General features: G+C 43.9%; 23 protein-coding genes. 4 read left to right on the forward strand and 19 right to left on the reverse strand.

What is annotated here, in order from left to right; translation table 11 throughout:
* Positions 1 to 106 precede the first annotated feature (106 nt).
* The gene (hmpA, locus tag BC8716_RS04655) at positions 107 to 1,342 is read right to left on the reverse strand and encodes an NO-inducible flavohemoprotein (protein ID WP_094424156.1); all 1,236 of its coding nucleotides are present in this window, start codon (positions 1,340 to 1,342) and stop codon (positions 107 to 109) included.
* A gap of 190 nt (positions 1,343 to 1,532) precedes the next feature.
* Here hmpA and nsrR point away from each other — a divergent pair, with 190 nt between their 5' ends.
* The 3 genes from nsrR to BC8716_RS04675 all read left to right on the forward strand — a co-directional run bounded on the left by nsrR (position 1,533) and on the right by BC8716_RS04675 (position 4,908).
* The gene (gene nsrR, locus BC8716_RS04660; protein ID WP_094424157.1) at positions 1,533 to 1,979 is read left to right on the forward strand and encodes a nitric oxide-sensing transcriptional repressor NsrR; all 447 of its coding nucleotides are present in this window, start codon (positions 1,533 to 1,535) and stop codon (positions 1,977 to 1,979) included.
* A gap of 947 nt (positions 1,980 to 2,926) precedes the next feature.
* A complete protein-coding gene (locus tag BC8716_RS04670; RefSeq protein WP_375071271.1) occupies positions 2,927 to 3,952 on the forward strand; it encodes an AraC family transcriptional regulator in 1,026 nt (341 codons plus the stop codon).
* A 155-nt stretch (positions 3,953 to 4,107) separates the two neighbouring features.
* Positions 4,108 to 4,908 carry an SDR family NAD(P)-dependent oxidoreductase gene (locus BC8716_RS04675; RefSeq protein ID WP_094424159.1) on the forward strand — a complete coding sequence of 267 codons (801 nt, stop codon included), beginning with the start codon at positions 4,108 to 4,110 and terminating at the stop codon, positions 4,906 to 4,908.
* A gap of 526 nt (positions 4,909 to 5,434) precedes the next feature.
* Here the strand turns inward: BC8716_RS04675 and BC8716_RS04680 are convergent.
* From BC8716_RS04680 to BC8716_RS04690, 3 genes are all read right to left on the reverse strand, one after another.
* Complete coding sequence (locus BC8716_RS04680; RefSeq protein ID WP_094424160.1) at positions 5,435 to 6,574, reverse strand: thiolase family protein; 1,140 nt, start codon at positions 6,572 to 6,574, stop codon at positions 5,435 to 5,437.
* Positions 6,567 to 7,976 carry an AMP-binding protein gene (locus tag BC8716_RS04685; protein WP_157730354.1) on the reverse strand — a complete coding sequence of 470 codons (1,410 nt, stop codon included), beginning with the start codon at positions 7,974 to 7,976 and terminating at the stop codon, positions 6,567 to 6,569. Before BC8716_RS04685 ends, BC8716_RS04680 begins: the two co-directional genes overlap by 8 nt.
* 220 nt (positions 7,977 to 8,196) lie before the next feature.
* Positions 8,197 to 9,807, reverse strand: a complete 1,611-nt coding sequence (locus BC8716_RS04690; RefSeq protein WP_094424162.1) for a long-chain fatty acid--CoA ligase — start codon at positions 9,805 to 9,807, stop codon at positions 8,197 to 8,199.
* 343 nt (positions 9,808 to 10,150) lie between these two features.
* Here BC8716_RS04690 and BC8716_RS22275 point away from each other — a divergent pair, with 343 nt between their 5' ends.
* Positions 10,151 to 10,450 (forward strand): hypothetical protein, encoded by a 300-nt coding sequence (locus tag BC8716_RS22275; protein ID WP_157730355.1) that lies wholly within the window; start codon positions 10,151 to 10,153, stop codon positions 10,448 to 10,450.
* A gap of 73 nt (positions 10,451 to 10,523) precedes the next feature.
* On the opposite strand, the gene BC8716_RS04700 is transcribed toward BC8716_RS22275, so the two are convergent.
* The 15 genes from BC8716_RS04700 to BC8716_RS04760 form a co-directional block, all read right to left on the reverse strand.
* A complete protein-coding gene (locus BC8716_RS04700) occupies positions 10,524 to 11,183 on the reverse strand; it encodes an ABC-2 transporter permease (RefSeq protein ID WP_094424164.1) in 660 nt (219 codons plus the stop codon).
* Positions 11,184 to 11,267: 84 nt separating this feature from the next.
* Positions 11,268 to 12,104 (reverse strand): class I SAM-dependent methyltransferase, encoded by an 837-nt coding sequence (locus tag BC8716_RS04705; protein WP_094424165.1) that lies wholly within the window; start codon positions 12,102 to 12,104, stop codon positions 11,268 to 11,270.
* A 214-nt stretch (positions 12,105 to 12,318) separates the two neighbouring features.
* Positions 12,319 to 12,453 (reverse strand): class III lanthipeptide, encoded by a 135-nt coding sequence (locus BC8716_RS22580; RefSeq protein WP_187427493.1) that lies wholly within the window; start codon positions 12,451 to 12,453, stop codon positions 12,319 to 12,321.
* Between the two features lie 81 nt (positions 12,454 to 12,534).
* Entirely contained in the window at positions 12,535 to 12,669 is a 135-nt protein-coding gene (locus BC8716_RS22585; RefSeq protein ID WP_187427494.1) for a class III lanthipeptide, read from the reverse strand.
* Between the two features lie 123 nt (positions 12,670 to 12,792).
* A complete protein-coding gene (gene lanKC / locus BC8716_RS04710; protein ID WP_094424166.1) occupies positions 12,793 to 15,303 on the reverse strand; it encodes a class III lanthionine synthetase LanKC in 2,511 nt (836 codons plus the stop codon).
* 161 nt (positions 15,304 to 15,464) lie between these two features.
* The gene (locus tag BC8716_RS04715; protein WP_142300548.1) at positions 15,465 to 15,761 is read right to left on the reverse strand and encodes a YfzA family protein; all 297 of its coding nucleotides are present in this window, start codon (positions 15,759 to 15,761) and stop codon (positions 15,465 to 15,467) included.
* Positions 15,762 to 16,108: 347 nt separating this feature from the next.
* Entirely contained in the window at positions 16,109 to 17,173 is a 1,065-nt protein-coding gene (locus tag BC8716_RS04720; protein ID WP_257250944.1) for an ABC transporter ATP-binding protein, read from the reverse strand.
* A 2-nt stretch (positions 17,174 to 17,175) separates the two neighbouring features.
* The gene (locus BC8716_RS04725; RefSeq protein WP_062748821.1) at positions 17,176 to 17,985 is read right to left on the reverse strand and encodes a carbohydrate ABC transporter permease; all 810 of its coding nucleotides are present in this window, start codon (positions 17,983 to 17,985) and stop codon (positions 17,176 to 17,178) included.
* Positions 17,975 to 18,877: a carbohydrate ABC transporter permease gene (locus BC8716_RS04730; RefSeq protein WP_251179822.1), complete on the reverse strand. Its 903-nt coding sequence runs from the start codon at positions 18,875 to 18,877 to the stop codon at positions 17,975 to 17,977. Before BC8716_RS04730 ends, BC8716_RS04725 begins: the two co-directional genes overlap by 11 nt.
* Positions 18,874 to 19,671, reverse strand: a complete 798-nt coding sequence (locus tag BC8716_RS04735; RefSeq protein ID WP_094424169.1) for a sugar phosphate isomerase/epimerase family protein — start codon at positions 19,669 to 19,671, stop codon at positions 18,874 to 18,876. Before BC8716_RS04735 ends, BC8716_RS04730 begins: the two co-directional genes overlap by 4 nt.
* An 18-nt stretch (positions 19,672 to 19,689) precedes the next feature.
* Positions 19,690 to 20,988, reverse strand: coding sequence for an ABC transporter substrate-binding protein (locus BC8716_RS04740; protein ID WP_094424170.1), 1,299 nt, complete (start codon positions 20,986 to 20,988; stop codon positions 19,690 to 19,692).
* Positions 20,989 to 21,149: 161 nt separating this feature from the next.
* On the reverse strand, positions 21,150 to 21,554 hold the full coding sequence (locus tag BC8716_RS04745) for an ectoine synthase (protein ID WP_011245197.1): 405 nt from the start codon (positions 21,552 to 21,554) through the stop codon (positions 21,150 to 21,152).
* Positions 21,555 to 21,590: 36 nt separating this feature from the next.
* The gene (gene ectB, locus BC8716_RS04750; protein WP_094424171.1) at positions 21,591 to 22,871 is read right to left on the reverse strand and encodes a diaminobutyrate--2-oxoglutarate transaminase; all 1,281 of its coding nucleotides are present in this window, start codon (positions 22,869 to 22,871) and stop codon (positions 21,591 to 21,593) included.
* A 29-nt stretch (positions 22,872 to 22,900) separates the two neighbouring features.
* Positions 22,901 to 23,395, reverse strand: a complete 495-nt coding sequence (gene ectA, locus BC8716_RS04755) for a diaminobutyrate acetyltransferase (protein WP_245849963.1) — start codon at positions 23,393 to 23,395, stop codon at positions 22,901 to 22,903.
* A 424-nt stretch (positions 23,396 to 23,819) separates the two neighbouring features.
* Positions 23,820 to 24,227, reverse strand: a complete 408-nt coding sequence (locus tag BC8716_RS04760; protein WP_094424173.1) for a hypothetical protein — start codon at positions 24,225 to 24,227, stop codon at positions 23,820 to 23,822.
* Positions 24,228 to 24,243 lie beyond the last annotated feature (16 nt).

Raw genomic sequence — 24,243 nt, forward strand, 5'->3', positions numbered from 1 at the left:
TATTGCAACTATGGTTACCAGACTTTTACTGGCGTTATAAACTAGAAAACGCACGAATGTCGCTTTGTAAACATTCGTGCGTTTTGTTTATAGGGCAAGAACGCTTTTAAGAAGAAGCGAGCGTCCCCGCTGGACCGAAAAATTCATAGTGGACTTGTTCTTCTGGAACGCCCCAGTTTTTCAAGACGTGGTAAACCGTTTTCATAAAAGGAATAGGCCCACAAAAGTAAAAATCAGCGTGATGATCTTTAATCATGGAACGAAGGAATTGCTCATCAATATACCCTTGCTTCTTCATATAAGGATTCATTTGGTCTTCTGATGTAGGTCGCTCATAGCAGACAGCGTAATGGACATTTTCTTTCTGACTCGCTGTCTGTGCTACATGTTCATGCATCGCATGGTAGGTTCCATCAATGGCAGCATGGATAAACGTCACCTCTTGTTTTGTTCCTTGCTGCATAAGGGTATTAAACATGCTCATAAGTGGCGTGATGCCAACGCCGCCGCTAATTAAAACAATCGGGCGGTCTTCTCCCTGTTTTAAAATAAAATCACCGGCAGGAGCAGTCATTTCTAATACGTCGCCTTCACCAATATGCTCATGTAAATAATTGGAGACGACGCCTGGAGGACATTCGGCATTGCCCTCTTCCCGCTTTACGGAAATCCGATAATATCCTTTACCTGGAGCGTCTGACAAGCTGTATTGGCGCATATGCGTATACGTATCACCAGGGATGTTCACTTTTACCGTCATGTATTGGCCTGGTTCGTAAGAGGCGATCTCATTTCCATCTTTCGGCTTTAAATAAAACGATGTAATCGTCTTGCTCTCCTGCTGTTTTTTCTCTACCACAAAAGAACGAAATCCACTCCACCCGCCAGGAGCTTTGCTGGCTTCATCGTACATTTGCTTTTCTACTTCAATAAACACACCGGCAATGATTTCATAAGCCTCTCTCCACGCCTCAATTACATCGTCGGAAGCTGCCTCTCCTAATACTTCTTTCATCGCGGCAAGAAGATTTTCGCCAACAATCGGATATTGTTCCGGCTTAATATTTAAGCTGCGGTGCTTATGGGCGATGCGTTTCACAACAGGTAAAATCGCTTCCAAATTGTCGATGTGCTGGGCTGCAGCATAGATCGAATTGGCCAGTGCCTGAGGTTGCCTACCTATTTTTTGATTGGTTCGGTTAAATATGTTTAACAGTTCAGGGTGATGGTGAAACATTCGCTTGTAAAAATGCTTCGTGATCGTTTCTCCGTGTTCGGCTAAAATAGGAACAGTTGCTTTCACCAATCGTTTCGATTCTTCTTTTAACATCACTGTACTCATGAGTGATCGCCTCACTTAAAATAAGTATTTTATATATATATTTAAAGTATGCCATTCACCCTCTTAAATCAATATTTAAAATGCATATTATAGGCATTGTTGAAAATTCGCCACAAACGAGCGCCCATTTCCTCCCACATGGCAGAATTATGGTATGCTGTAGAAGAGATGACTTTCTGGAGTGAAAACTATGCAATTAACCTCTTATACGGATTACTCGCTTCGTCTCCTTTTGTATTTAGCATTACAACCAAAGCATAAACTGTCCAGCGTCAAACAAGTAGCTGATATTTATCGCATTTCTTATAATCATCTAACGAAAGTGACCCACGAACTCGGGAAGCTTGGCCTGATTGAAACGGTCAAAGGAAGGAATGGCGGGATTCGCTTGGCGAAAGAGCCGGAGGAGATCAACATTGGCGAAGTCGTCAAACAGACAGAAGACAACCTTGAGCTCGTTGAATGCTTTAACTGCGAAACAAACACCTGTATATTAAATCCCGCTTGCCGCTTAAAAGGCGTATTGCACGAAGCACTCGCCGCGTATTTGCGGGTGCTTGAGCAATATACAGTCAAAGACTTAGTGCTAAACGAAGACGACTTGCGGGCATTGCTGCAGCTTAAAACAACAGAGTAGTGAGATGTAAAAAAGAATGCGTGTGCCTTTTCCATACAAACAAACAGCCTGTACCCGGCAGGCTGTTTGGGACATCGTTATACAACAACGCTTTTTCAATTTGATTTTCACTCGTCCTATGCACATCGAATATTACCGTAAGAATAGGCACAAACAACATGCCCATTAAAAGATGCAAGGCTAGCACAACACGATTGGAGTTCACTCATTTATGATCGCTTTTTTGGAATCCTTATCAGATTTAAGCCACTTCGTCCTTTTATTTTGTGCATTTGTTTTTTATAGAAGGCTCAAGAAAGCCAGGCAGGAAAGAAAACGTACCCCTTTTGAAATTGTACTTATGATTCTAATCCTATTTGGCATTTTTTCTTGGGCTGTATCCTTTGCATTATTACAGACACAGTAGGGTGATTTTCACCCTGCTTTTTTATAGTTATTTTTAATGGTTTTAACATATTTCCGAAAGAAGTCCCCCTCTTCAAGCGTGTGAAGGGCGTAGCCCAACGGTAAGGGGGAGACGAATATCGGTTGGGCGATAGCCGAAAAGCTTTTCATATGGTATGGTAAGAACATACATTCGATGATATGAGGTGATTTGCTATGGCCAAAGCAACGTGGTTCCATAAAAGAGATGCCGCCATTATCAGAACGTACTTATCAATGTGTTTGTGGACGAAGCCTTGATAGAGTTTACAATTCAGAAATCACTATCAAAAAAGAAGGGATTCGCTTATTAGCCACTGCCTAATGAATAAATAAACTCTTGGAACAAGAGGGTTAGCTTGGTCAAATTCGTCAGCTACCAAAAGTGGCGATTACTCAAGAAGCCCCCACTTCAAGCGACCTGGAAGGGTGATAAGTGGTGGGTAGTTCACTAAGATTACAGCCCTTTACAATTTTTAAGTATACTTATTCTACTTGGACTTGCCAAAGGAGGACGTAGATTGATGATGAATCTGGTACCTGCTGACCAAATTAAGATCCCGCAAGGTCTCTGGGAAGGACTTGGACGATTAGGGATCCCTGCTCATGAAGTAGCCCGCCAAGCCCGATTGCCAATGACCATTATGTCCGAGCCTGCTGTAACGACAACTCAATATTTTGCAATTTGGCAGGCTTATTTTGAACTTGCAGGAGAAACTGCGGCAGCCATCATCGAACTTGCGACCACCTATGAGACTGCCCAATATCCACCGTCGCTCTTGGCAACCTATCACGCTCGCAATTATTACGACGCCCTACATCGAATGACACAGTATAAACAGCTATGCCCTCCCGAAAACCTGCGCATCACCGAGGATGGCGAGCTGTGCGTCATCGAATTGGAGTGGCTTTATGGCGGACGCGAGTTGGCTGGCCCGCCTATGCTGATGGGCTTAACATTGGCATGTCTTCTGGAGCTTGGACGACGAGGGACAGCAACAAACCTGTCTGCCTATCGAGTTGAATTCACCCAACCGATGGGTAATTCACGGACACTTGAAGCTTACTTCGGCTGCCCGATCTGCACCAATGCCACAGGAAACCGGCTAATTCTCCGCCGAAGCGATCTGGATCGACCGTTTGTCTCCTATAACGAAGAACTGCTGGAGATTTTGACGCCTGCCTTAGATCGCACAATTTATGAACACGACAACGTCCATTTCATTGCCGAAAAGGTGAAATCGATCATTAAGCTCCGTCTCGCCGATGGATGTCCTGACATTGGGAGGATCGCGCACGAGCTTGGAATTAGTGACCGCACTTTGCAGCGCCGACTTGCGGAAGAACATACAAGCTTCAAGCAGTTGTTAACGCAAGCTAGACATGAACTAGCTCTTGCTTACCTGGCAGACCCTTCGCTTGATATTAAACAAATTGCTTCCCTGATCGGATATGAAGACCAGAACTCCTTTTACCGCGCTTTTCGCATATGGGAAGGCGATACCCCGGCACATTGGCGGCTGATGAAGTTAGGAAAAACAGCGTTTTAACAAGTTTTTTGCCTAGAACTTGGTATTTTAGGCCCAACCACCTTGCCTTTGCTTTTTGGCGTATTCTGCAAGAATGTTGGCGGAGACGGCTAGTTACTGGCTGATGAAGACAAGTTATTATAGTCTCTATCCGAAACAGAAGGAGCAATGACAAGATGGAAATGGCATTAACAAATAAAACGGCTTTAGTGACAGGATCGACGAGAGGCATCGGAAAAGCGATTGCCCTGGAGCTTGCCAAAGAAGGGGTTCACGTCCTCATTAACGGACGGAACCAGGAAGCGGTCCAACAAACGGTAGAGGAGATCAAATCGAAATTTCCATCCACCTCGCCTCAAAATGCAGCGGGTGATCTCACTAATAAAGAGCAAATGGAAACGCTATGTCAGCAGTTCCCGAGCATCGACATTCTCGTTAACAATATGGGCATCTATGAAATCAAGCAATATGAACATGCCGATGACGAAGTGTGGGAAACGTATTTCCGCACAAATGTGCTGGCTGCCAACCAGTTAGTGCGATTTTATTTGCCGACAATGCTGAGCCAAAACTTCGGCCGAATCCTTTTCATCGCAAGCGAAGAGGCCGTCATGCCTTCAGGACTTATGCCTCAATATGCCGCGACTAAATCGATGCTGCTGTCATTGGCAAAGAGCGTGTCCAAATTAACAGCAGGTGCCGAAGTGACAGTCAATACTATCCTGCCAGGTCCTACGCTATCGGAAAATGTAGCTCAAATCATTGAAGGCATGTTCATGGAGGAGGAACCGTCGTTGTCCTTTTCCGAAAAAGAAAAAAAATTTATGGCCTCCAATTTGCCTCAGTCCGAAATTCAGCGCTTCATCAGGCCAGAGGAGATCGGCAGACTCGCAGCTTTTATGTGCAGCCCTCACGCCTCAGCCTTCAAAGGCTCCCCGATTAGGATGGACGGTGGAATTGTGCCGACGATTTTTTAATGCATTAATTAACCATCTTCTTGTCCTATACGGCATTGGTACAAGTTCTTGGCCTTGATCAGGACAGAACTTGTACCGATCAAACAAAAAAGCCGCTAAAACTGCGACTTTCATTTGAAGCATGTTCTGTTTCTCGACCATGGAAGTAATATGTGTGGCTATCCTAGCAATTACAGCGATTGTTTTTTGTAAACCTCCAGGTTCTCTAGCTGACGCTAATCTTTCTATCTATCCAAAGTTCCTCTAGTTCACTGCTTGTAAGGGAAATTGAAGAATTTATTAAAGTTCCAACTCTTTGCAGTTGGTATATCATCAACAGTTAATTTGGTTAAATCTTTAGTATTGCCCGTACCCTACCCTATGTTGTAATCTAAAAAGCTAAAAATAAAAAAATAGCCATTTCACCACCCTATTAAACTACTTCTTTCTCGTGCACTATCGGCAATGTATAGGGTTTTATATTTCATCATGCCATAAACAATATTCACAAGCCTTCTCACATGTTGGGAAAGCGCTAGAAATCCCTTTATATATCAACAACATTCGCAAACAACGCCGCTATTCCTAACCCTCCTGCTGCACCAATGGCGCTCAAGCCAAACTTGGCATCACGACGTTTCATTTCGGCTGCTAGACGGCATACGTTTATCGCCCCGGATGCCCCGTACGGATGGCCTATTGCTAAAGCGCCACCACTGACATTTAGTTTTTCTTTGTCTAGGCCAAGCTCTTGTTGGAGCGCAACCATCTGAACCGCATACGCCTCGTTCAGCTCAATCAAATCAATGTCTGATAGATCCTGTTTTTGTTTTGCCAACAGTTTGCGGATCGCAGGCACTGGGCTAATACTTGCAAAGTGGGGATCGTAGCCTGCTCTTGCAGCATCGACAAATGCAAGCATCGGTTTCATACGGTAACGCACGCACGCTTGCTTTGACATGAGCAATACGAGAGCCGCTCCATCCGATTTTGCGCATGAGTTGGCTGCTGTTACAGTTCCACCACTGTAGAGCGGTGGAACTCGTTTTAAAAGCCGATCGGGCATTTGCCGAATGCCTTCGTCAGCAAGATCACGGTGTGCTGCAATTTTTTCGTCACGAAAAAGGCCCTTTTGTTCTGCTGCCCATGCGCGCCTGTAACTCTCAGCGGTGTACTCGTCCTGTGCATCCCGGCCAATTTTCCTTTGTTCAGCCACATTCTCTGCCGCTTCAGCCATATCGGGGTCTCCTAGCGATTCCGGCGAGAAGCGGGCACGTTCGATTGTCTGGTGCCACTCTCGTCTATTTCCGTCCATGTTAGCGGCAATCCGTTTCGGCTCAAGACTTGTGCTTTCTACGCCGCCGGCCAAATAGACATCGCCATCTCCTGCTTGTATGTGCCTTGCTGCAACGATGATTGCCTCTAATCCAGAACCACATTGGACATCGACCGTTACCCCTGGCACGTCAACAGGCAGACCGCTTTCCAACAGCGAAAGGCGTGCTATATTTCCCCCTTCGCCAACTACGTTCCCGAGCACCACTCCATCAATCTCAGGAAAAGGAAGGCCAGCGACGATTTCTTTTATGACAGAGGCGGCTAACACTTCTGGACGCTGCGTGGCTAGAATGCCGCCAATTTTGCCAACAGCTGTCCGTTTTGCCTTTACGATGAATACATCATTCATAACGGCCACTCCTTAATGCTTGGCGGTCCACTTTTCCGCTTGGCAAAAGTGGAAATGCCGCTACAAGATGGATACGCCGTGGACGTTTAATCGGAGGCAGTACTTCTTTTAGGCGTGTGCGAATGTGCTTTTTGTCTTCTTGCGACAAATGACGGCCTTTTATGTAAAGTTCCATTTGGCTCCCCCAATAGGGATGGGCCTTGTCAATCGCAATCGCTTCTTCAACGTCATCGATCTCTTTTGCCAACTGTTCCACTTCCTCAGGGTAGACATTAATGCCGCCAATGATGAGCATATTGCCTTTTCGCCCTTTTACGTGAACGACCCCTGTTTTGTCAATAAAGCCGATGTCGCCAACCGTTTCCCACTCTTTTACAGGCGCCCCTCCTTTGTAGCCAGCAAACAAGTAAGGGCTCTTTACATGCAATACCCCTTCATCGTCGGCTTGGATCGTCACCCCTGGGAAAGGCCGCCCCACTGCCGTCGGAGGAAGGGTGCTTTGGCTACTGTGGTGCAAACTAGAAATAAAACTTAGCTCGGAGGCACCATAAAATTCATACAGCTTTGCGTTTGGAAACTGTGTTTGCGCCCGGCCAACCTGGACTTTGGACCACTTAGCCCCTGACACAATGATGGCATCGACTTGTTCAAGAATTTCGTTGCCACTTGCCTTCACAAACGCTTCAATCATTGTCGGCACTCCATAAATCACATCGACTTGCTCACCCTTTATCGTTTCTAAAACGTCAAACGGCGAAAACGTCGGTTCTAAATAAAGAGTCGCCCCTATATGGAGCGTGTGGACAGCGGCAAACAAAAACAGTGAGTGGAACAGTGAGCCTGGCACACTCACTCGGTTTGTGCTTTGCAACTGAAACGTCTCTGCTGCTGGTTGAAAACTTGTTGTCCAGGAGTGATGCGTACGGACATACGCTTTTGGCGCTCCTGTGCTGCCAGAGGTAAAACCTAGGTAAAAGAGATCGTTCCCTTTAGCGAATGGTTCCTCCTCTATTTCAGTCGTTTCGTTGACCTGTCTGCTGTGCCACACTGCACATTCAGCTTCGGAAATGGGCCTATCCGTAAAGAGCACATCTGCTTCAGCACGCGCTAACGCCTGCAAACGTTCATTGTTTGTCCATTTCCTGTTTAACGGAATGCCTGTCCACCCTAAGCTTGCTGCTGCCAAAAACACAAGCAACAGCTCATCTTGGTTTTCAATGTCAATTGCAAAAGCAAGCGGGCGACCGAGCCCATATTCCTTCGCTTTAGCCGACAAGGCGTTTCGATAGCTGTGCAAGTCTGTCTCCACGTCACGATACGTACGTGTCCGGTCTTTATAGACCAATGCGGTTCTATGAGGCAGCATGCCTCCATTTTTCAAAATCTGATCGGCAATATGCACTTGCGCTCCACCTCTTTGTCCATCGAATGGTGCCATCGTAGGCGATCGTTGCAAAATTGTCAACCTGCAAATCATTAACGTTTACATAAATACAAGGGACAGCAAGACTGCCCTTGTCTATCATCAAGGGTAGAGACGGCACTGTATTATGTACAATAAAAAGACGGTACCATTGCTGTACCGTCATCAAATCAAGCTTATCAACTTTACCGTCTTCCTCCTATAAAAAACGGCTTTGATTGAACAGTTCCTTCCGTAAAGCACGTTTTAGAAATTTGCCGACCGATGTTTTCGGCAATGCCTCCATGAAGACGACGTCGTCAGGCAGCCACCATTTGGCAAACTGTGGTTTCAAATAGTCGACAATTTCTTCTTTTGTCGCCTGTTTGTCTTTTTTTAATACAACGCAAGCGACTGGGCGTTCCTGCCACTTATCATGGGGCACAGCCACCACAGCTGCTTCTAGTACGGCTTCGTGAGACATAATCGCATTTTCCAAATCAACCGAAGAAATCCATTCCCCGCCACTTTTGATTAAATCCTTCGTACGATCAACAATCTTAATTGCTCCCTCCTCGTCAATCGTGACTACATCTCCAGTATGGAACCAACCGTCTTTGAATGCTTCTGTACTCCGTTCATCGTGAAAATAACGGTCGGCAACCCAAGGGCCTCGGATGAGCAACTCGCCCATTTCTTCTCCATTCCAAGGGATCTCCCCATTGGCGTTCACGCCTTTGATATCGATTAACGGAACGGCCATTCCTTGTTTTGCCTTCGCTTGATATTGCTCACCTTTGCTCCACTTTTTCTGGTGGCTTTTCAAACGGGAAAACGATACGAGCGGGGCCGTTTCCGTTAAGCCATAGGCATGGTAAAACGGGACGTTCAACTTACGTTCAAAGCGCTCGATCATGCTTTGCGGTGCCGCAGAGCCGCCACAAATGACAGCACGCAAGCTGCTCAAATCATAATGACGATGTTCAAGCACTTGCAAGAGGCCGAGCCAGACAGTTGGCACACCACCGGTAAAGGTAACCCGTTCTTTTTCGATCAACTCAGCAAGGAGCTGAGGGGTAAATGCTGGACCTGGCAACACTTGTGTTGCTCCATAGAACGTAGCACTAAACGGCAAGCCCCAAGCATTCACATGAAACATTGGCACTACGGGCATGCACACGTCGTTTTCGCTAATTGCCGTTGTGTCTACATGCCCCTGCACTAAACTATGAAGAACAATGCCACGATGGGAATACTCTACCCCTTTAGGCATCCCCGTTGTTGCCGATGTATAACACATAGCTGCCTGTTCATTTTCATCAATGTCATCGTAAAACGCAAAACAGTCATCCCCCTCTGCAAGCAACGCTTCATAAGAATAGAGCGGTTCCAGTGTGGACGAAGGCAACTGACCTTTGTCAGTCATGACTACAAACGTATGCACCGTCTCCAGTTGCGGCCTAATCGCTTCTACGAGCGGCAGCACATCTTCATCAATCAGCAAAATCCGGTCATTTGCATGGTTAATCACAAAGGCAAGGTGATCAGGCGGCAAACGCATATTAATCATGTGGAGGACGCTTCCTATACCAGGTGCAGCAAAATATGCTTCCAAATGGCGGTGGTGGTTCCAAGCGATCGTCCCCACCCGTTCTCCCCGTTTTAACCCTAGTTTCGTCAGTGCGCTCGCAAGTGCTCTTGTGCGTTTGCCGATTTCTGCATACGTATACCGGTAGATGTTGTCATGTGTTCGCGATACCACTGTTTTGCTCGGAAAATAGCGCTCTGCCCGTTCCAGTATCGACGAAATCGTTAAAGGCGTGTTCATCATCGGCAATTCCTCCTAAACGATTATAAGATGAGGCCATACCATTTTTAAAGCGCTTACATTTAATATGACCATACTTGATTTTTTTGTCAAAAGCAATCTGTTTGATGTATAGGTTCATGTCGTTTTTTACGACGTGAGCCTAAAATTATGAGACATGTACCTGCTAATGGATAAGAATTGAATTTACGTTTACTGCTGTTATGTTTATGTCAACTACCTCAATAAATATTAAGTTAGAAATTTCTAAGCCAACCTTCGTTCTCATAGTCAATTAGCAAAGTTGGCTCCGAAATACATAAAGAAAGCTATTATTGCAAGTCCTGCAAGGAATATGAGAGAAGCTATGATTGATATTACCTTGCTCTCTGTCTTTGAACAAAAACAAATCACTGCTAAGAAAAATATAGCAATAATACTTAAGGGTATGAAAAAACCATATAAATTTAATGTAAATTGGTTAACATATTGCGAAACAAAATCCAACAACAGAATATTTAGGATAAGCAGTACACTAAAAATGAGAATACTATACGACCGCCAAGTAGTTCTTTTCATTTTTTTCCTTCCTTTTAAAAATTCATATATACAAACGGGTATAAAATTAACAGCTTCCTACAAAGAACCGTCGGCATATATTAAATAGAAAAAGCCAAATTCAACATCCCCAAGTAAAATATATGCTGAAAAGCGACATGTTGAACTGGCTCAATATAAACTTAAAATTCCTTTTGTTTATAAACTTGAGAAGCTAACAGATACGATATGAAAAACAGGACGGCAGAGATCCCTAGAAAGAGAATCGAGAAGAAAAGGTCTGGATGCATCTCTCCGACAAACGTGAATGAAACGTTCTCAAAAATCTCCCCATATAGCCACGCACTTAATAAGTAAAGCCCAAATGCCGCAAGACCTGCAAAAACCAAAATGCCGTCCGCCTTTTCAGATCCAAACATGTACGTTAATGGAAACGAAAAAGTCCCGAAAATCACGGCGATTGCAATGCCATTCATGATGGAAGCGACAGTGCTTATATCCAATGATTGGCCGACCATGACGCTTGATAACAAAGAGAGGACAATCGTAATCGCTAACCCAATAGCCAATAGCACGACAAAAAAGAGATAATGGCTTTGCACAATTTGATTTTGCCTTACTGGCAATGTTCGAGCAAATTTGTTCCATCCAGACATCGATTCATGTTTTAACACTTCCATTGCTGGAAGAACCAAAAGAATGGTTGGTATAAATGAAACAAACCTTTCAACCGCCTCAATTTGGGCGACCAATAAAATGCTTGTGACGAAAATGCTTATCATTCCATACAAAAGGATGCTTTTCGCCACGGAATAATATTGGTTTAACATCAGCCCTTTCATGCCTGTTCACCTCGCATTATTCGCAAAGTTTGATTTTCTAAAAAGTTCTAGCCATTATCGTTCTTACATAGCGGAACTTTTCCTTTAATTTTTTTCTAAAACGACAGCGATCGTCTCGCTTTCGTCCGTATAGCGCTCGCCGTTTACATCTGCATAAATGCTCTTCGTGGCAAAACCTACCGCTTCTGTTTCTTTTTGCAGTGTTTCAATACTAAAATGTTGGTTCCAGTAGTATAAGTTGATTGGCTCATCCTCTGCAAATAGAAACGTTGATTTTTGCAGAGTGACATTGTCACGATACTTGCATGTGGAGGACATGAGTAGAAACTTATCATCTGAGACAAGGTTTTCTTTTCTACTAAAACTCCAATGTTGCTCTTCTTGAAATTGATTAAACCGTTGCTCTGATAAGACATCCATGATCAATATCCCTCCTCTTTTTAGACTTCTATGCACATTTTCCAACAATATTCGCCGTTGGTCTGGACTAAACATGCAATAAATTTGATAAATCAGCAAACCAAGGTCGTATTTGTTTTCTTCGTTAAAATCAAAGAGATTTCCACAGCGATAGTCAATGTTTAAACCCGCTTTTTGGGCTTGTTCTTTTGCATAGCGAATCGAATTTTCCGATATGTCAATCCCGGTGACGTCGTACCCTTTTTTTGCTAGCCGTTGCGCATATAAACCTGGTCCGCAACCTAAATCGATTACTTTTCGATACACGCTTAGCGGGGCAACATCTTCGATAAATTCGACTGATTCATCGATAAAATCGCTGTCTCTACTTGCTCCATCAAGGTTGCCGTCTAAATGGGACGCAAGGACGAAACGAGCCATTCGCGGCTCAGACCATACATTGTTGCCATCCGTCTCAAATGGCTCAGACGGGATTTTAAGGTAGTCAAAAAGTTCTTTCACAATCGTACTCCCCTTTCTAAATGGTCAACTTTTTATGTAACTAATCGTCTCCTAATAGGAACGTTTGAATAAGCAATTATTACGCCTCATTTTCTCGTGACTAGCAACAGTTGGCTCCGCTTGGGTTTCCCCATTTATTTTCAACCTGTCACTCTTTTTTGAAAGCCTACTTACCTAGTAAAGCTAGGTAAGTAGGGCTGTTTGCTAATGCTGTTTAGCAATTTTGGCTTACTGTTGATAAAGTTGTAATCGTTGTTGTTGTCGTAAATGTTGTCGGTGTTTTATCAACAGCGGGCTGTCCTGACTCCTCGTTGTATGATAGCTTTTGTAATTCCAATACTTGGTTCATTTTTTTCACCTCCTTTTCATGATTGCCACCACTACATTCACGTTTCCTAGTCGTACTAGGTATGGATCCTTTGCATTCGACCTAGCAATTGTTGCTTACTGTTGATAAAGTTGTAATCGTTGTTGTCGTTGTAAATGTTGTTGGAGTTTTATCAACAGCAGGCTGGCCTGATTCCTCGTTGTATGATAGCTTTTGTAATTCCAATACTTGGTTCATTGTTGTCACCTCCTTTCAATGGGTTGTCCCACATCAAGAAGACTACAGTGCACGAAAGCTGAACAACCTTTGTGCTCTTAATAAACAATCGATTTCCACATTTCAAAAAATGATTTCCGCCCGTTACATGACCAATCTTTTAGAATCGCTCGAGGCCGTTTGTTTGTTAAAAAACTGGTCATTATGAATAACTGGCAGCCAGTACAGCGGATTGTTTTTTAAAATTCCTGTCAAAGCTAGAATCACGCCAGCACTACCTGAAAACAAATCATCCGCTAAACGGTAAGAAAATTGGCCTGGGAAAACCAAGTAGTCTTCTTTTTCGATTAAAAATAATCGCAAAAGGTTTAAAACGGCTTCTTTTTTCTTTTCGTAACACTCGTCTTGCTCGCCAACAAGAGGGGGAATTAATAAAAAGCTAGCTGCGCCTTCAAACAAGCCGCCACTTATTGTGCTTCTTGTCTCAGCAAGTCTCGTGATTGCATTGAATTCTTGCTCATAGTGCTTTTCTTGCTTGACGCGATTTAAATACCATATAGCCACCGCTACGCCAATGGACCCTCCTGACAAATAAGGCAATAAGCGCCCACTTTTGTCCATCGTATAGAGAATACCTTTGTCTACATCCGTTTTTGTTAAGTCTTTCTCTATCAAAGCCTTAGCGGTTGAATAGTAAGTTTCTTCTTTGGTGATCCCATAAAGCGCTGTGTAGAAAAGACTGACACCTGACCAACCATCAATTAAGCCTATCGGGACACCGGACCAATCTCTGACCGTTAATTCATTTTCATCGGTGAGAATTCGATCTATTCCTTGAGCAATCGACTTGGCTTTCTGTAAATACAATTCGTCATTTGTCGCTGCATGTAAACTTGTTAAAGCTAGCCCAATTCCTGCCAAACCCGACCTTAGGGAAACATCGGATTCATCGAGATTATTGATAATTTCTGAAAAAACAGAAGTCGATTCCTTTTCATACCCGCATTCATACAAGACAACGGCCATGCCTGCTTTCCCGGTAAGTAAGCCGTTATCTTCTATCCGACTGATTGGTTTCGCTAAATACTCCTCTATCCAATTAATCATTTGCTCATTTATATCGCCTGTCTGCTTAAAGGCCCATAACGCTCCTGCTCCCCCATTTAACACATTTCGTTTTCCATTTTCATATTCATATTGCCTAATGTCGCCATTGATTAAGCGACCGTCTTGCGTTAAATTTTTGCTTATCCCCCTTTTAAGCCCGGCAATGATTGAATGGATGTCATCATTCTTGGTCCTTTTACTTATGACTAAAGGAGTCGCTTCTTCGCCATACTCTACTAAATAATCATTACACTCCTGATTAAGGTGCTCTATCCATTGAAAGAATGTGTCTCCATAAACTTCCTTTATCCACTTGTAATGATAGCCAGTCAAGTATTTGTCCAGCTCCTCAGAGGAATGGACCGGCAACAAACAAAACCGGATAATTTTCTTAACTGCATACCAGTCTCTCGCGCCATTATTTTTTATTTGTGCACTTGAAAAAGCCATTGTTTGCATGCCAGGCTGTTCATTTAAATCACTAGGAGCAGCCGTTTCGAAGTCAATTAATGTTACGTTTAAGTCATCTGATATAATGATGTTTGCAGGTTGCAAATCCCCCATAGAAAGCCCTTTGAGATGAATGTTTTTCATAATGTCGACCAATTGCTTTAAAATAAATGTGATTTTCTCCTTATGGTGATTAATATCAGTGCTGTTCATAAACGGGTAATGCTTGCCAATCCATGAATGGAGATTGATTCCTTCTACATATTCTTCTACCATAAAGTGATGTTCCCATGCTTGAAAGCGGTCTATAACATTGACAACCCCTTTAACATCGGCCAACCTTGTTAATGCATCATATTCGATTTCCTGCCTATCAACAGCATCACGAAAACGAGCGTCTAATCCTGCTTTAGGCCTTGCTTCTTTAATGATGACTTTTTTACGATCAGATTTTCTCTCAGCTAAATAAATTCCTCCGCCATTACTAAACCCTAATGCTTCCTTAAACGAATACAAATCCATCTTTGCATTCGTTTCCGGTACCTGGTCACGCACTTTGTTTATCGAATCAAGATATTGATCAAAATCTTGGACGAAATCTGGAACTTGGTAAAATGGCGTTCGCTTATCTACAATTAAATGGCCATCTTGGTCTTTGATGCACATTTGTTTTTTTTCATTAAGGATGCTTTTGAATCCACCGTACCTATAGTAAATATTCGTTTCTTTCCATCTCTTGTCATTCAAAATATAAGGGCCCTTTTCAAACGAACGTAGTTCCGTTTCAAGCGCTTCCAATAAATACAGAAATTCTTCATCATCTTTCGGGTAAATGGCGATAAATTTTCCCGACCTAGCCCTATCGGCATTTTTGGAATTCGTATTAATGAGGAACTCTTCCGTTTTCAAATGTTTAAACGCCACTTTATACTTAAACATAATGTTGCTCACTGTTTTTAAGACTGCCCTTGCTTCCTTTATGTAAGTACTAATATGGATTTTCCAGCCTTGATCAGGAAGTTCATTGTCTTTATAATCGTAATACTTCCATGAAGAGCCTTCATCAGATATAACAACACAGTCTAGGCATTTGCTCAACAGAAAATTCTTTTGCTGTACGTGATGAGTGAACTTTAGTGAAATAGTCAGCTCCCTTTTTTAAATAAAGATGGTACAGCATATTTCCTTCCATTTCATTTCCCCCTTAGCGATTTTCATTAGTGAATGGTTGCTGAAGAATGGGTGTTGAAGTGAAAACCCTAGCGGTTTGATATCGCTCTCGCAATAACCTGCCAAACGACGACAATAATAGTGAATGCGATCACTAATCCTAAAATGAGATTGAATAGCGGCAACTCATACGGGGCAAACGTTTCAGAAAAAAATCTCTCAGGGAATAGACCCATGAAATTGGTAGCGACATTATCCTTTTCTCGTACATTAAGCTCCAAAGAAGAGCGATCGACAAGAAAAAGGACAATGGCTACGACAATGGCTGGAAGAATGGCCCAAAACGTGCTTTTCAATAGCGAGTCGGCTTTTTTGTCTGTTGACATCGTATCCACCTCTCCTAATTCAAGAAAAAATAACACCATACTAGTCTCTACAAACAAAATATTCAAATATATAGGTGTTAAACTTTATTTTCCGATATTTTCACCTATTATTTATTCTGCCATAATCCCTTTACCCACTCTAACAAGAAATAAACCTCTTTTTGCAAAAATTTATTCGTTTTCTCCTTCCACTATGTATGTGGCAAAAAACAGCCTTTAATTTTGCGTAATAAAAAAGACAAATGGAAGCCTTGTTCCACTGTCTTTATGATGCTTCCTTAAGCCATATTTCTTTTCATGTTTACTTTTACAAGCAAAGCGTAGTTCCAATCTTGTATGTTGTGCGTTTAGGCATGAACCGCCAATTGTTCATGCCGTTCATTAACGCTTACTTCAATCCGATTGCCAGCTTCATCAAAAAAGTGAAGATGCTCGGCTGGAATCGAGAGATCGACTTTTTGCCCAGTTGTATAAGATTCTGTCCCTGCTACGACTTGGATAGTGACGCCATTGATGGAGAGGTAATGGACATAGCGTGAACCAATGTACTCCCTGCGAACATATTCCCCGTGAAGGACACACGCTTCTGGCAGCTTCTTAAACATAATGTGCTCGGGCCTTACACCCATTTCTGCAACTCCCGGGATCATCGCCCTGTCAGCAAATGCATCGGCTGGCAGCATATTCATTGGCGGCGTGCCGATAAAAGTGGCGACAAATCGTGTTTTAGGTTTTTCGTAAATGTCTTCAGGCGTCCCAATTTGTTCGATAACGCCACCATTCATGACGGCGATCCGCTGTCCAATTGTCATTGCCTCTAATTGGTCGTGTGTGACATAGACCATCGTTTGTTTTAAGCGGTTATGAAGTTCAATTAAGTCATTGCGTGCGGACACACGCAAGAGCGCATCAAGATTGGACAACGGTTCATCCAACAGGAAAAACGGTGCTTGTTTGACGACCGCTCGGGCAAGGGCGACCCGTTGGCGTTGGCCACCTGACAGTTCGGCAGGTTTGCGCCCTAAATACGGCTTTAATTCGACCAGTCCGGCGGCATATTCAACTGCTTCGCGTATGTCTTGCTTTTTCTTTTTGCGAATCGTGAGCGAAAAAGCGATGTTATCAAACACGGTCATATGGGGATAAAGGGCATAGTTTTGGAAAACCATTGCCACATTGCGATCGGCAACATCAACCCCTGCCATCACTTGTCCGCCCATTAAAATCGTGCCTGACGTAGGTTGTTCCAGCCCCGCGATCAGTCGCAACAATGTCGACTTACCGCATCCAGAAGGACCAAGAAGCACAAGGCGTTCACCGCTGTTAATCATTAAATCCATTGGCGGAATGACATTTGTCTGCCCAAAGTTTTTCTCTACTTGTGTAAACACAATGCTTTTATCTTCTTTCATCGCTACTTCACCCCTGTATGCAAAAAGCTGCTCATAATATGTCGCTGCAACAACAAATACACAGCGAGTGGCGGGACGGACGCCAGAAATGCAACAGCCATCATCGGCCCCCACGATGTGCCCCCTTCTGCACTTATAAATTCTTGCAAAGCGAGAGGCATCGTCATCAAGTCGTTGTCGTTAATCATTAGTAAAGGCCATAAATATTCGTTCCATGTCGTAATAAAAAAGAGAATACCTAAAGCAATCACCGATGGCTTAACCGACGGGAATAAAATTTTCCAAAGCCTGCGCCAATCCCCTGCCCCGTCCACGCGAGCAGACTCAATTAGGCTGGCAGGGACAGACCGAAACGATTGCCTTAACAGGAAAACGCCGATCCCATTTGCGATTTGCGGCAATATTAAACCGAAATAGGTGTTTACAAGCTCTAGATCACTTAAAAGAATATAGTTTGGCAGCATCGTCACTTGAATAGGGATGAAGATACTCGCAATGACCAAGTAAAAGCAAAACTCTCTTCCTCGGAATTGAAATTGAGTAAACCCGTAAGCAGCAAGGATGCTAGTGAACAGTTGTATCAATGTGACCACTGTTGCGACGAAGAAAGAGTTGCCCATATAGCGTAAAATCGGGATCGACTCCCACACTTGGCTAAAATGGTCTAATGTAGGCGGAATCGGCAACAATTGCAAGCCGCCTGCAAACAACTGGCTTGTTTCAAGAAAAGCAGTTGCTGCCATCGTCAAAACCGGAAAAAAACTAAGTATCAGGCAAATCGCCAACAACAAATGCCATCCGTTAACTTTCATAATGGACCCTCCGATCAAGCACTTTAGCCTGAAGCAAAATGATCAGAACAAAAAACAAAAACGTTAACACAGCAGTTGCTGACCCAAGTCCTGTGCGAAAGAACTGGAACCCATACTGATACGTTAGAAACACCAAATTGCTTGTTGATTGGTCTGGGCCACCATTGGTTAGCATTTGAATCGGCACAAAAGCAAATTGGATGCCCATTACTGTCGTTAACACAAAAACGAACAAAATCGTTGGGCCTGTAAGCGGAAAAACAATCCGGCGCAACATGCCAAGCTTGCTTTTCATTCCTTCTACACGGGCCGATTCCTTCACTTCTTCAGGGACACTTAAGATTCCAGCAAGCAACACAATAAAATGATAGCCAAACGTATTCCAGGCAACGACAAGCGTAATCGCAAACAGTGCCCAATTTGCATCATTTAGCCAGTTGACATCGGGAAGTTGAAAGAAACGGAGGATTTCATTCACTGAGCCAATCAATGGATTGTATAACCATAAGAAGATGACAGACGCAACAGCAAGAGACAGTACGTGTGGTACAAAGAGAGCACCACGATAAAAATGTTGCCACCGTCCTGAAACTTGCGTGACTCCGTAGGCGGTCATGTAAGGAACGAACAAGATTAGAACGAGCAGCATGCCCATGTACCATAACGTATTCGCTGCAGCGTTTAAAAACTCGCGATTTGAAAACAATTCGACGTAATTGTCTAAACCGAGCCATGTTTTGGTTGGGCTAACCATATTCCATTCTAAAAAGCTCCAATAAATTGAGCGAACTAGAGGAACGAAAATAAAAAGAACAATTGGCAGCATTGCAGGAGCAATAAACAAAAGCGGCTTTATCCGCTGCAGCCAACCACTTGCTGGTTTAATCTTCATACGTTTATCTTCCCAACCACTTTTCCTGCTTGTAAAAGCTCGTTGCCGTGGCGCTTCAACACTTCTAGTGAAGTTGACTCGTCATACTCCAAGATCAATCGCAGAGAGTGCGTTTGCTCGCCAATGGCCTGCCAAATCTCATTCCAGCGTGTCACCCCTGCTCCAATTGGTAAATGCAAGTCGTTTTCGCCGTCATTATCATGCAAATGAAGAGCAGACAGCCTTGTCCCTAGCGCTTCAATCACATTTGCTATATGCCAATTGTTAATTGTGGCATGGCCAACATCAAGCAATGCTTGAATCGTCGGAATTTCCTCGAACAATTGGACAAATTCCCGTTCATCAAACAGCATCTTATCGTGAAAACCGACATTTTCAACCAATAGCATGATGCCCTTTTGTTCAGCGATATCACCGAGCTGTTTTATGAAGTGCTTCGATAAAGCTTGTGCTTCTTCTCGATGAAACAAAGGCATGTTGTATAGATGAGTGTGGAGCACAGCATGGCTTGCAAATGTAGAAGCCCATTCTAAATACATACGGTACGCTTCAAATGAATAGGCCGCATATTGAGGGAACTGGACAGAGGCCAAGTTTAATTCCCAAATTGGCAAGTGGACGCCAATGTCTCCTGCAAAGGAAGCAAACCGCTCTTTCTCCTGAGTCCAATCGGTATCGCCATGCCAATGGGGGCCATCTGTCGAGATTTCAATTCCGCCCTCCCAATCCTGTAAAAAAGCTGGGGCCTCGTCAATTTTTTTCATAAAAGGAAGCAAGTTGATATATACACTCATTGCATGTCCGCCTCTCGCTTATTGGATATATCCATTGATTTTTGATTCTGTTTCTTTCAAAACCGATTCCGCATCGCCACCGTCAAAAATTTGGTCCCTTGCATCTAAAATTGCTTGCTCTGCCTGCAAACCATTTGCACCTGGAAAGTTGATCCAAGGGACAATCGATTCCATTTGCCGATTAGCGGTTTGCATGATCGGATTTTCTTCAAAAAAAGGACCTAACGTATCTGGATCTTCTGCCAGTCCCGTGATCGGCGGCAAATAACCAGTCCCTTCAACCCAAATTTTCATTGCTTCTGGGCTCGATAAATACTTCATAAATTCCCACGCCGCTGCCTGTTTCTCTGGATCTTGTGAAAATGAGAACAGCGCATTCCCACCAGCAGCCACTTGGCGCTCTTTATCCCCAAAGGTTGGAATTTCCACTGAACGCAAATCAAAGTTGCTTTGTTCTTCAATTGCAGCCCGGCGGCCTACGGTTGTCATCATCATCCCGACTTTTCCTGTTGCAAATGCCTGTATGCCTTCTTCCCACGTCACATGAAGGGCATGTTGATCTTCAATCATGCGTCCAAGCATATCAAACACTTCCACACTTTCCGGGGAACCAATGGTTGATACAACTTCGTCGCCACTAAAATCGAGGAAATCCCCGCCATTTGAACGAACAAGCGAATACTCCGCCCAGCTATCTGGCGGCTGTTGAACATAGAGTCCGTACTCCCCTGTATTTTCCTTTACCATCTTGGCCATTTCCTGCATTTCATCCCATGTTTGCGGAAGCTCGTCTACATTCCAGCCAGCTTCTTTTAGCAAATCTGCATTGACGTACATAATTGGATTGCTTAAGGCATAAGGCAATCCAGCCAAAGTTTCTTTATCGTTGGAATACCCAAGCGCTTTAATATTGTCGAGATAAGATTGATTTAAAAACGCTTCCCCCTCTTCATCATTAGCCGCTAGTTCGGACACAGGGACATAGGGCACGTTTTGGTCGACATAAGCTATGTAGTTGTAGCCAATTTGCGCGACATCTGGTGGATTGCCTCCACTTAGCGCCGCCTGGGCATTTTGCAACAGCCCTTGATAATTTCCAGGCTGAAAAGATTCCTTTACTTCAATTCGGTCCTGGGAAGCATTAAACTGTTCGACCAGCTCTTTAATCGCTTTGCCACCCCAGTCTTCGTTGTTTACATGCCAATACTCAATCGTGACTTTCTCTTCACTCGTTGCTGCACCTTCCGTGCCTCCACAAGCTGCTAAAACAGTGACCGTGCCTAGTGTCGATAACAAGGCTGCATGTTTCTTCCACACAGTCTCTCCACCCCTTTGTTGGTTAAATACATGTCCAGTATAAAGAGAGGCTATTAATTCCTAATGAGAGATAAGCAAATATTTTGTAAAACGTTTGTAAAGGAAGCAAATAAAAAAAGACAAAGAGCCACTGCCCTTTGTCGATTTCAATCTTTGCCCTGCTATGAGTTTAGAGGCTTCATATGTTCCGGAAGAGGATAGGCACCGTCTTCGTCATGGACTTCTTCGCCTGTAACGGGTGGATTAAACACACAGACCATGCGCATATCGGTCTTCGCCCGCAGTAAGTGCTCATCATTTTTGTCGAGCACATAACATTCGTATTGCTTGACTGGCCATACTTTGCCATCTTTTACCGTCTCCACTTCGCCTTCCCCTTCAATCACGTAAACAGATTCAAGATGGTATTTGTACCAAAGATGCGTTTCTGTGCCAGCTTTAATTTGCGTGTCATGCAAAGAATAACCCATACCGTCTGACTCGACAACAATGCGCTGGCTCCGCCAATTGCCACCGTCTACATCCCGGTTCGTGCCAATAATGTCTGCCAGTTTAACTACTTTCATTTTCTCTCCTCCAATGATTAAGTAACTAATGCTTGTTTAAGTTGTGACAGGCTCTTTTACGCCAAGGACAGCGCGTACGCTTTCTTCTATAATGGCAAAGCCTCTTTCTAAGTCCTCATCTGAAATCGTGAGCGGCGGGAACAGCTTAAAGACTTCATCTTCTGGTCCGGCCGTTTCCATGATTAGGCCGCGCTTAAATGCTTCAGCCGCTATTTTTCCAGCTAGGCCGTCTACTTTTGAACCGATTCCAGCCATAAAGCCCCTTCCTTTTACACAACCATTCATTTCTGGATATGAATCGACGAGCTTCGTTAAAAAGGCATGGATTTTCTTTGACTTGTCTTTAATCGCTTGTTCAAACGATGGGTCTTCCCAGTAGGACAATGCTGCCGTTGCTGTAATAAAGGCATGGTTGTTTCCACGGAATGTGCCATTATGCTCGCCTGGAGCCCAAATATCAAGTTCAGGTTTGAAAAGAGTGAGTGCTAATGGCAATCCATATCCGCCAATTGATTTAGACAGGCAGACAATGTCAGGCGTAATGCCTGCTTCCTCAAAGCTAAAAAACGTTCCTGTGCGTCCAATCCCCGCTTGGACATCATCGATAATCATTAAAATGTCGTATTTCTTGCAAATGCGCTCTAATTGCTGTAACCATTCCATACGTGCGGCATTAATGCCGCCCTCTCCTTGAACAGTTTCGAGAATGACGGCCGCCGGAATGTCTACTCCAGAGCCGTTGTCACGTAAAAACTGTTCGAGATAGCGAAGTGTATCGACTTCTTCATCTCCAAATTTGTCATACGGCATCGTTACAACATTAGTCAAAGGGATGCCTGCCCCTTTTCGTTTAGAAGCATTCCCTGTTACCGAAAGCGACCCAATTGTCATCCCGTGGAAGCCATTTGTAAAGCTGATGATTTCTGTTCTCCCTGTCACCTTGCGAGCCAGCTTCAAGGCTGATTCAACTGTATTTGTGCCTGTTGGACCAGGAAACATCACTTTGTAATTGAGCTTTCGTGGCTTTAAAATTACTTCGTTCAATTTTTTTAGAAATGCTGCTTTTGGCTTTGTGGCCATATCGAGTGAATGGGTGATTCCGTCATCGGCAATATAATCGATAAGAGCACGCTTCATTTTTTCATCATTGTGGCCGTAATTGAGCGCCCCTGCCCCAGAAAAAAAGTCGATGTATTCCGTTCCGTCCTCATCCCACATTTTCCAGCCTTTTGCCTTCGTGAAAACAGCCGGGAAGCTGCGGCAGTAACTACGCACTTTTGATTCCAATTCATTGAAAATGCTCATTGTTTCATTCACTGTCAGTTGTTCCTCCTTCATTTTTTCGTTCAAGAACGAAGTGGTCCAATGCGAAACGTGTTTTCTTGTTCATGGCTTTCTCCAGGAAATAAATGTTCCGAAAAACAACTAGACACTTGGCAGTCTGTTTGATGGATTCGGGCTAATTTCCTGAATAACGCTTGCGAAGCTTTGTTTGAAGGCGTTACCGTTGCTTCCACGTAACGGATATCCTTGCATGCCTCTCGCTCAATCAGCTTATTGATCAAGTCAAGGCCGAGCCCTCGCCCCCGTTGGGACGCTGCTACCCCGATTTGCCAAATAAACAACGTATCTTGCTGTTTAGGAGGAATAAAAGCGGTAATAAATCCTACTACTTCATCGCCGTCTTTTGCCACAATACATGTATCGTCAAAATATTCGCACATCATAATGTACTTGTAGGACGAGTTTGTATCGAGCGAAGACGATTTCGCCAGTTGCCACATTGCCGCGCCATCTTCCACGGTTGGCTTTGTTAACGTTAGTACTGGTGTCTGGACCATAACAGCCTCCTTTTCGTTTATCATTTCGTTTTTGCCAGACACTGTTTCCTTACCCGTCTCTCATCATTCTAAACGTTCCTTTTTGAAAAATTTATAAAAGAACGTAGGCAACTTTCTTTGCCTTCTATAATGATAGGGGGGCGTGGCAGCAAATGCAAACGCTTAATCGTTGGATATAATTGGATTGATGTGGCTGAGTCGTGCTAAGTCGAGCAGAGAGTAGGCTCCTTTTCATATCCTCCTTAAAAGTCACGTTTCCTTCGATATTCGCCTTTTGCTTATGAAAAACAAAGAAGGAGGGTTCCCCCTCCTTTCAGCTGTCGTCAAGGGCTCGCATACGTTGTCGTTTGGCTGGACTATGCTAATTAACCCCCGACCTATTCCTATTTTTTCTCGTCTACGTTTTAAATCAGTCTGATGACTGTCACACGCACTGAAATGAAGCAATTCGCTCAGTGTCAATGCCAAAAAATACCCAACGGAAGAAAAACCAACGCCAGCCTGCTACAGAGCGACGACCGACAAAAGTAGGGTAAAACCAAAATGATTCGCCGTTATTTAGGCGGATAAACGTATAACGAAACAGGCAGCCTGCGATCGCTCCAGGATCAACAGCAAAAACAGAAGGCGCCCCTAAAGTGCTTAAAGCGGCTTGGGAAGGAGGCGGTCCAGGCGGCGCACCTGTTCCTTGACCTGGGGAAGTAGGTGGGCCTCCCTGGCCTGGGAAAAACCCTCCTTGTGTGGGCGGGGGTCCAGGTGGGCCACCTTGTGTTGGCGGAAATGGAAACGTGCCAGGGCTAAAGCGCGTCGGGTAATCATGCCCATTGTACATAAAAGAGCAACTCCTT

The sequence above is a fragment of the Shouchella clausii genome (genome assembly GCF_002250115.1).
GTDB lineage: Bacteria > Bacillota > Bacilli > Bacillales > Bacillaceae_D > Shouchella > Shouchella clausii.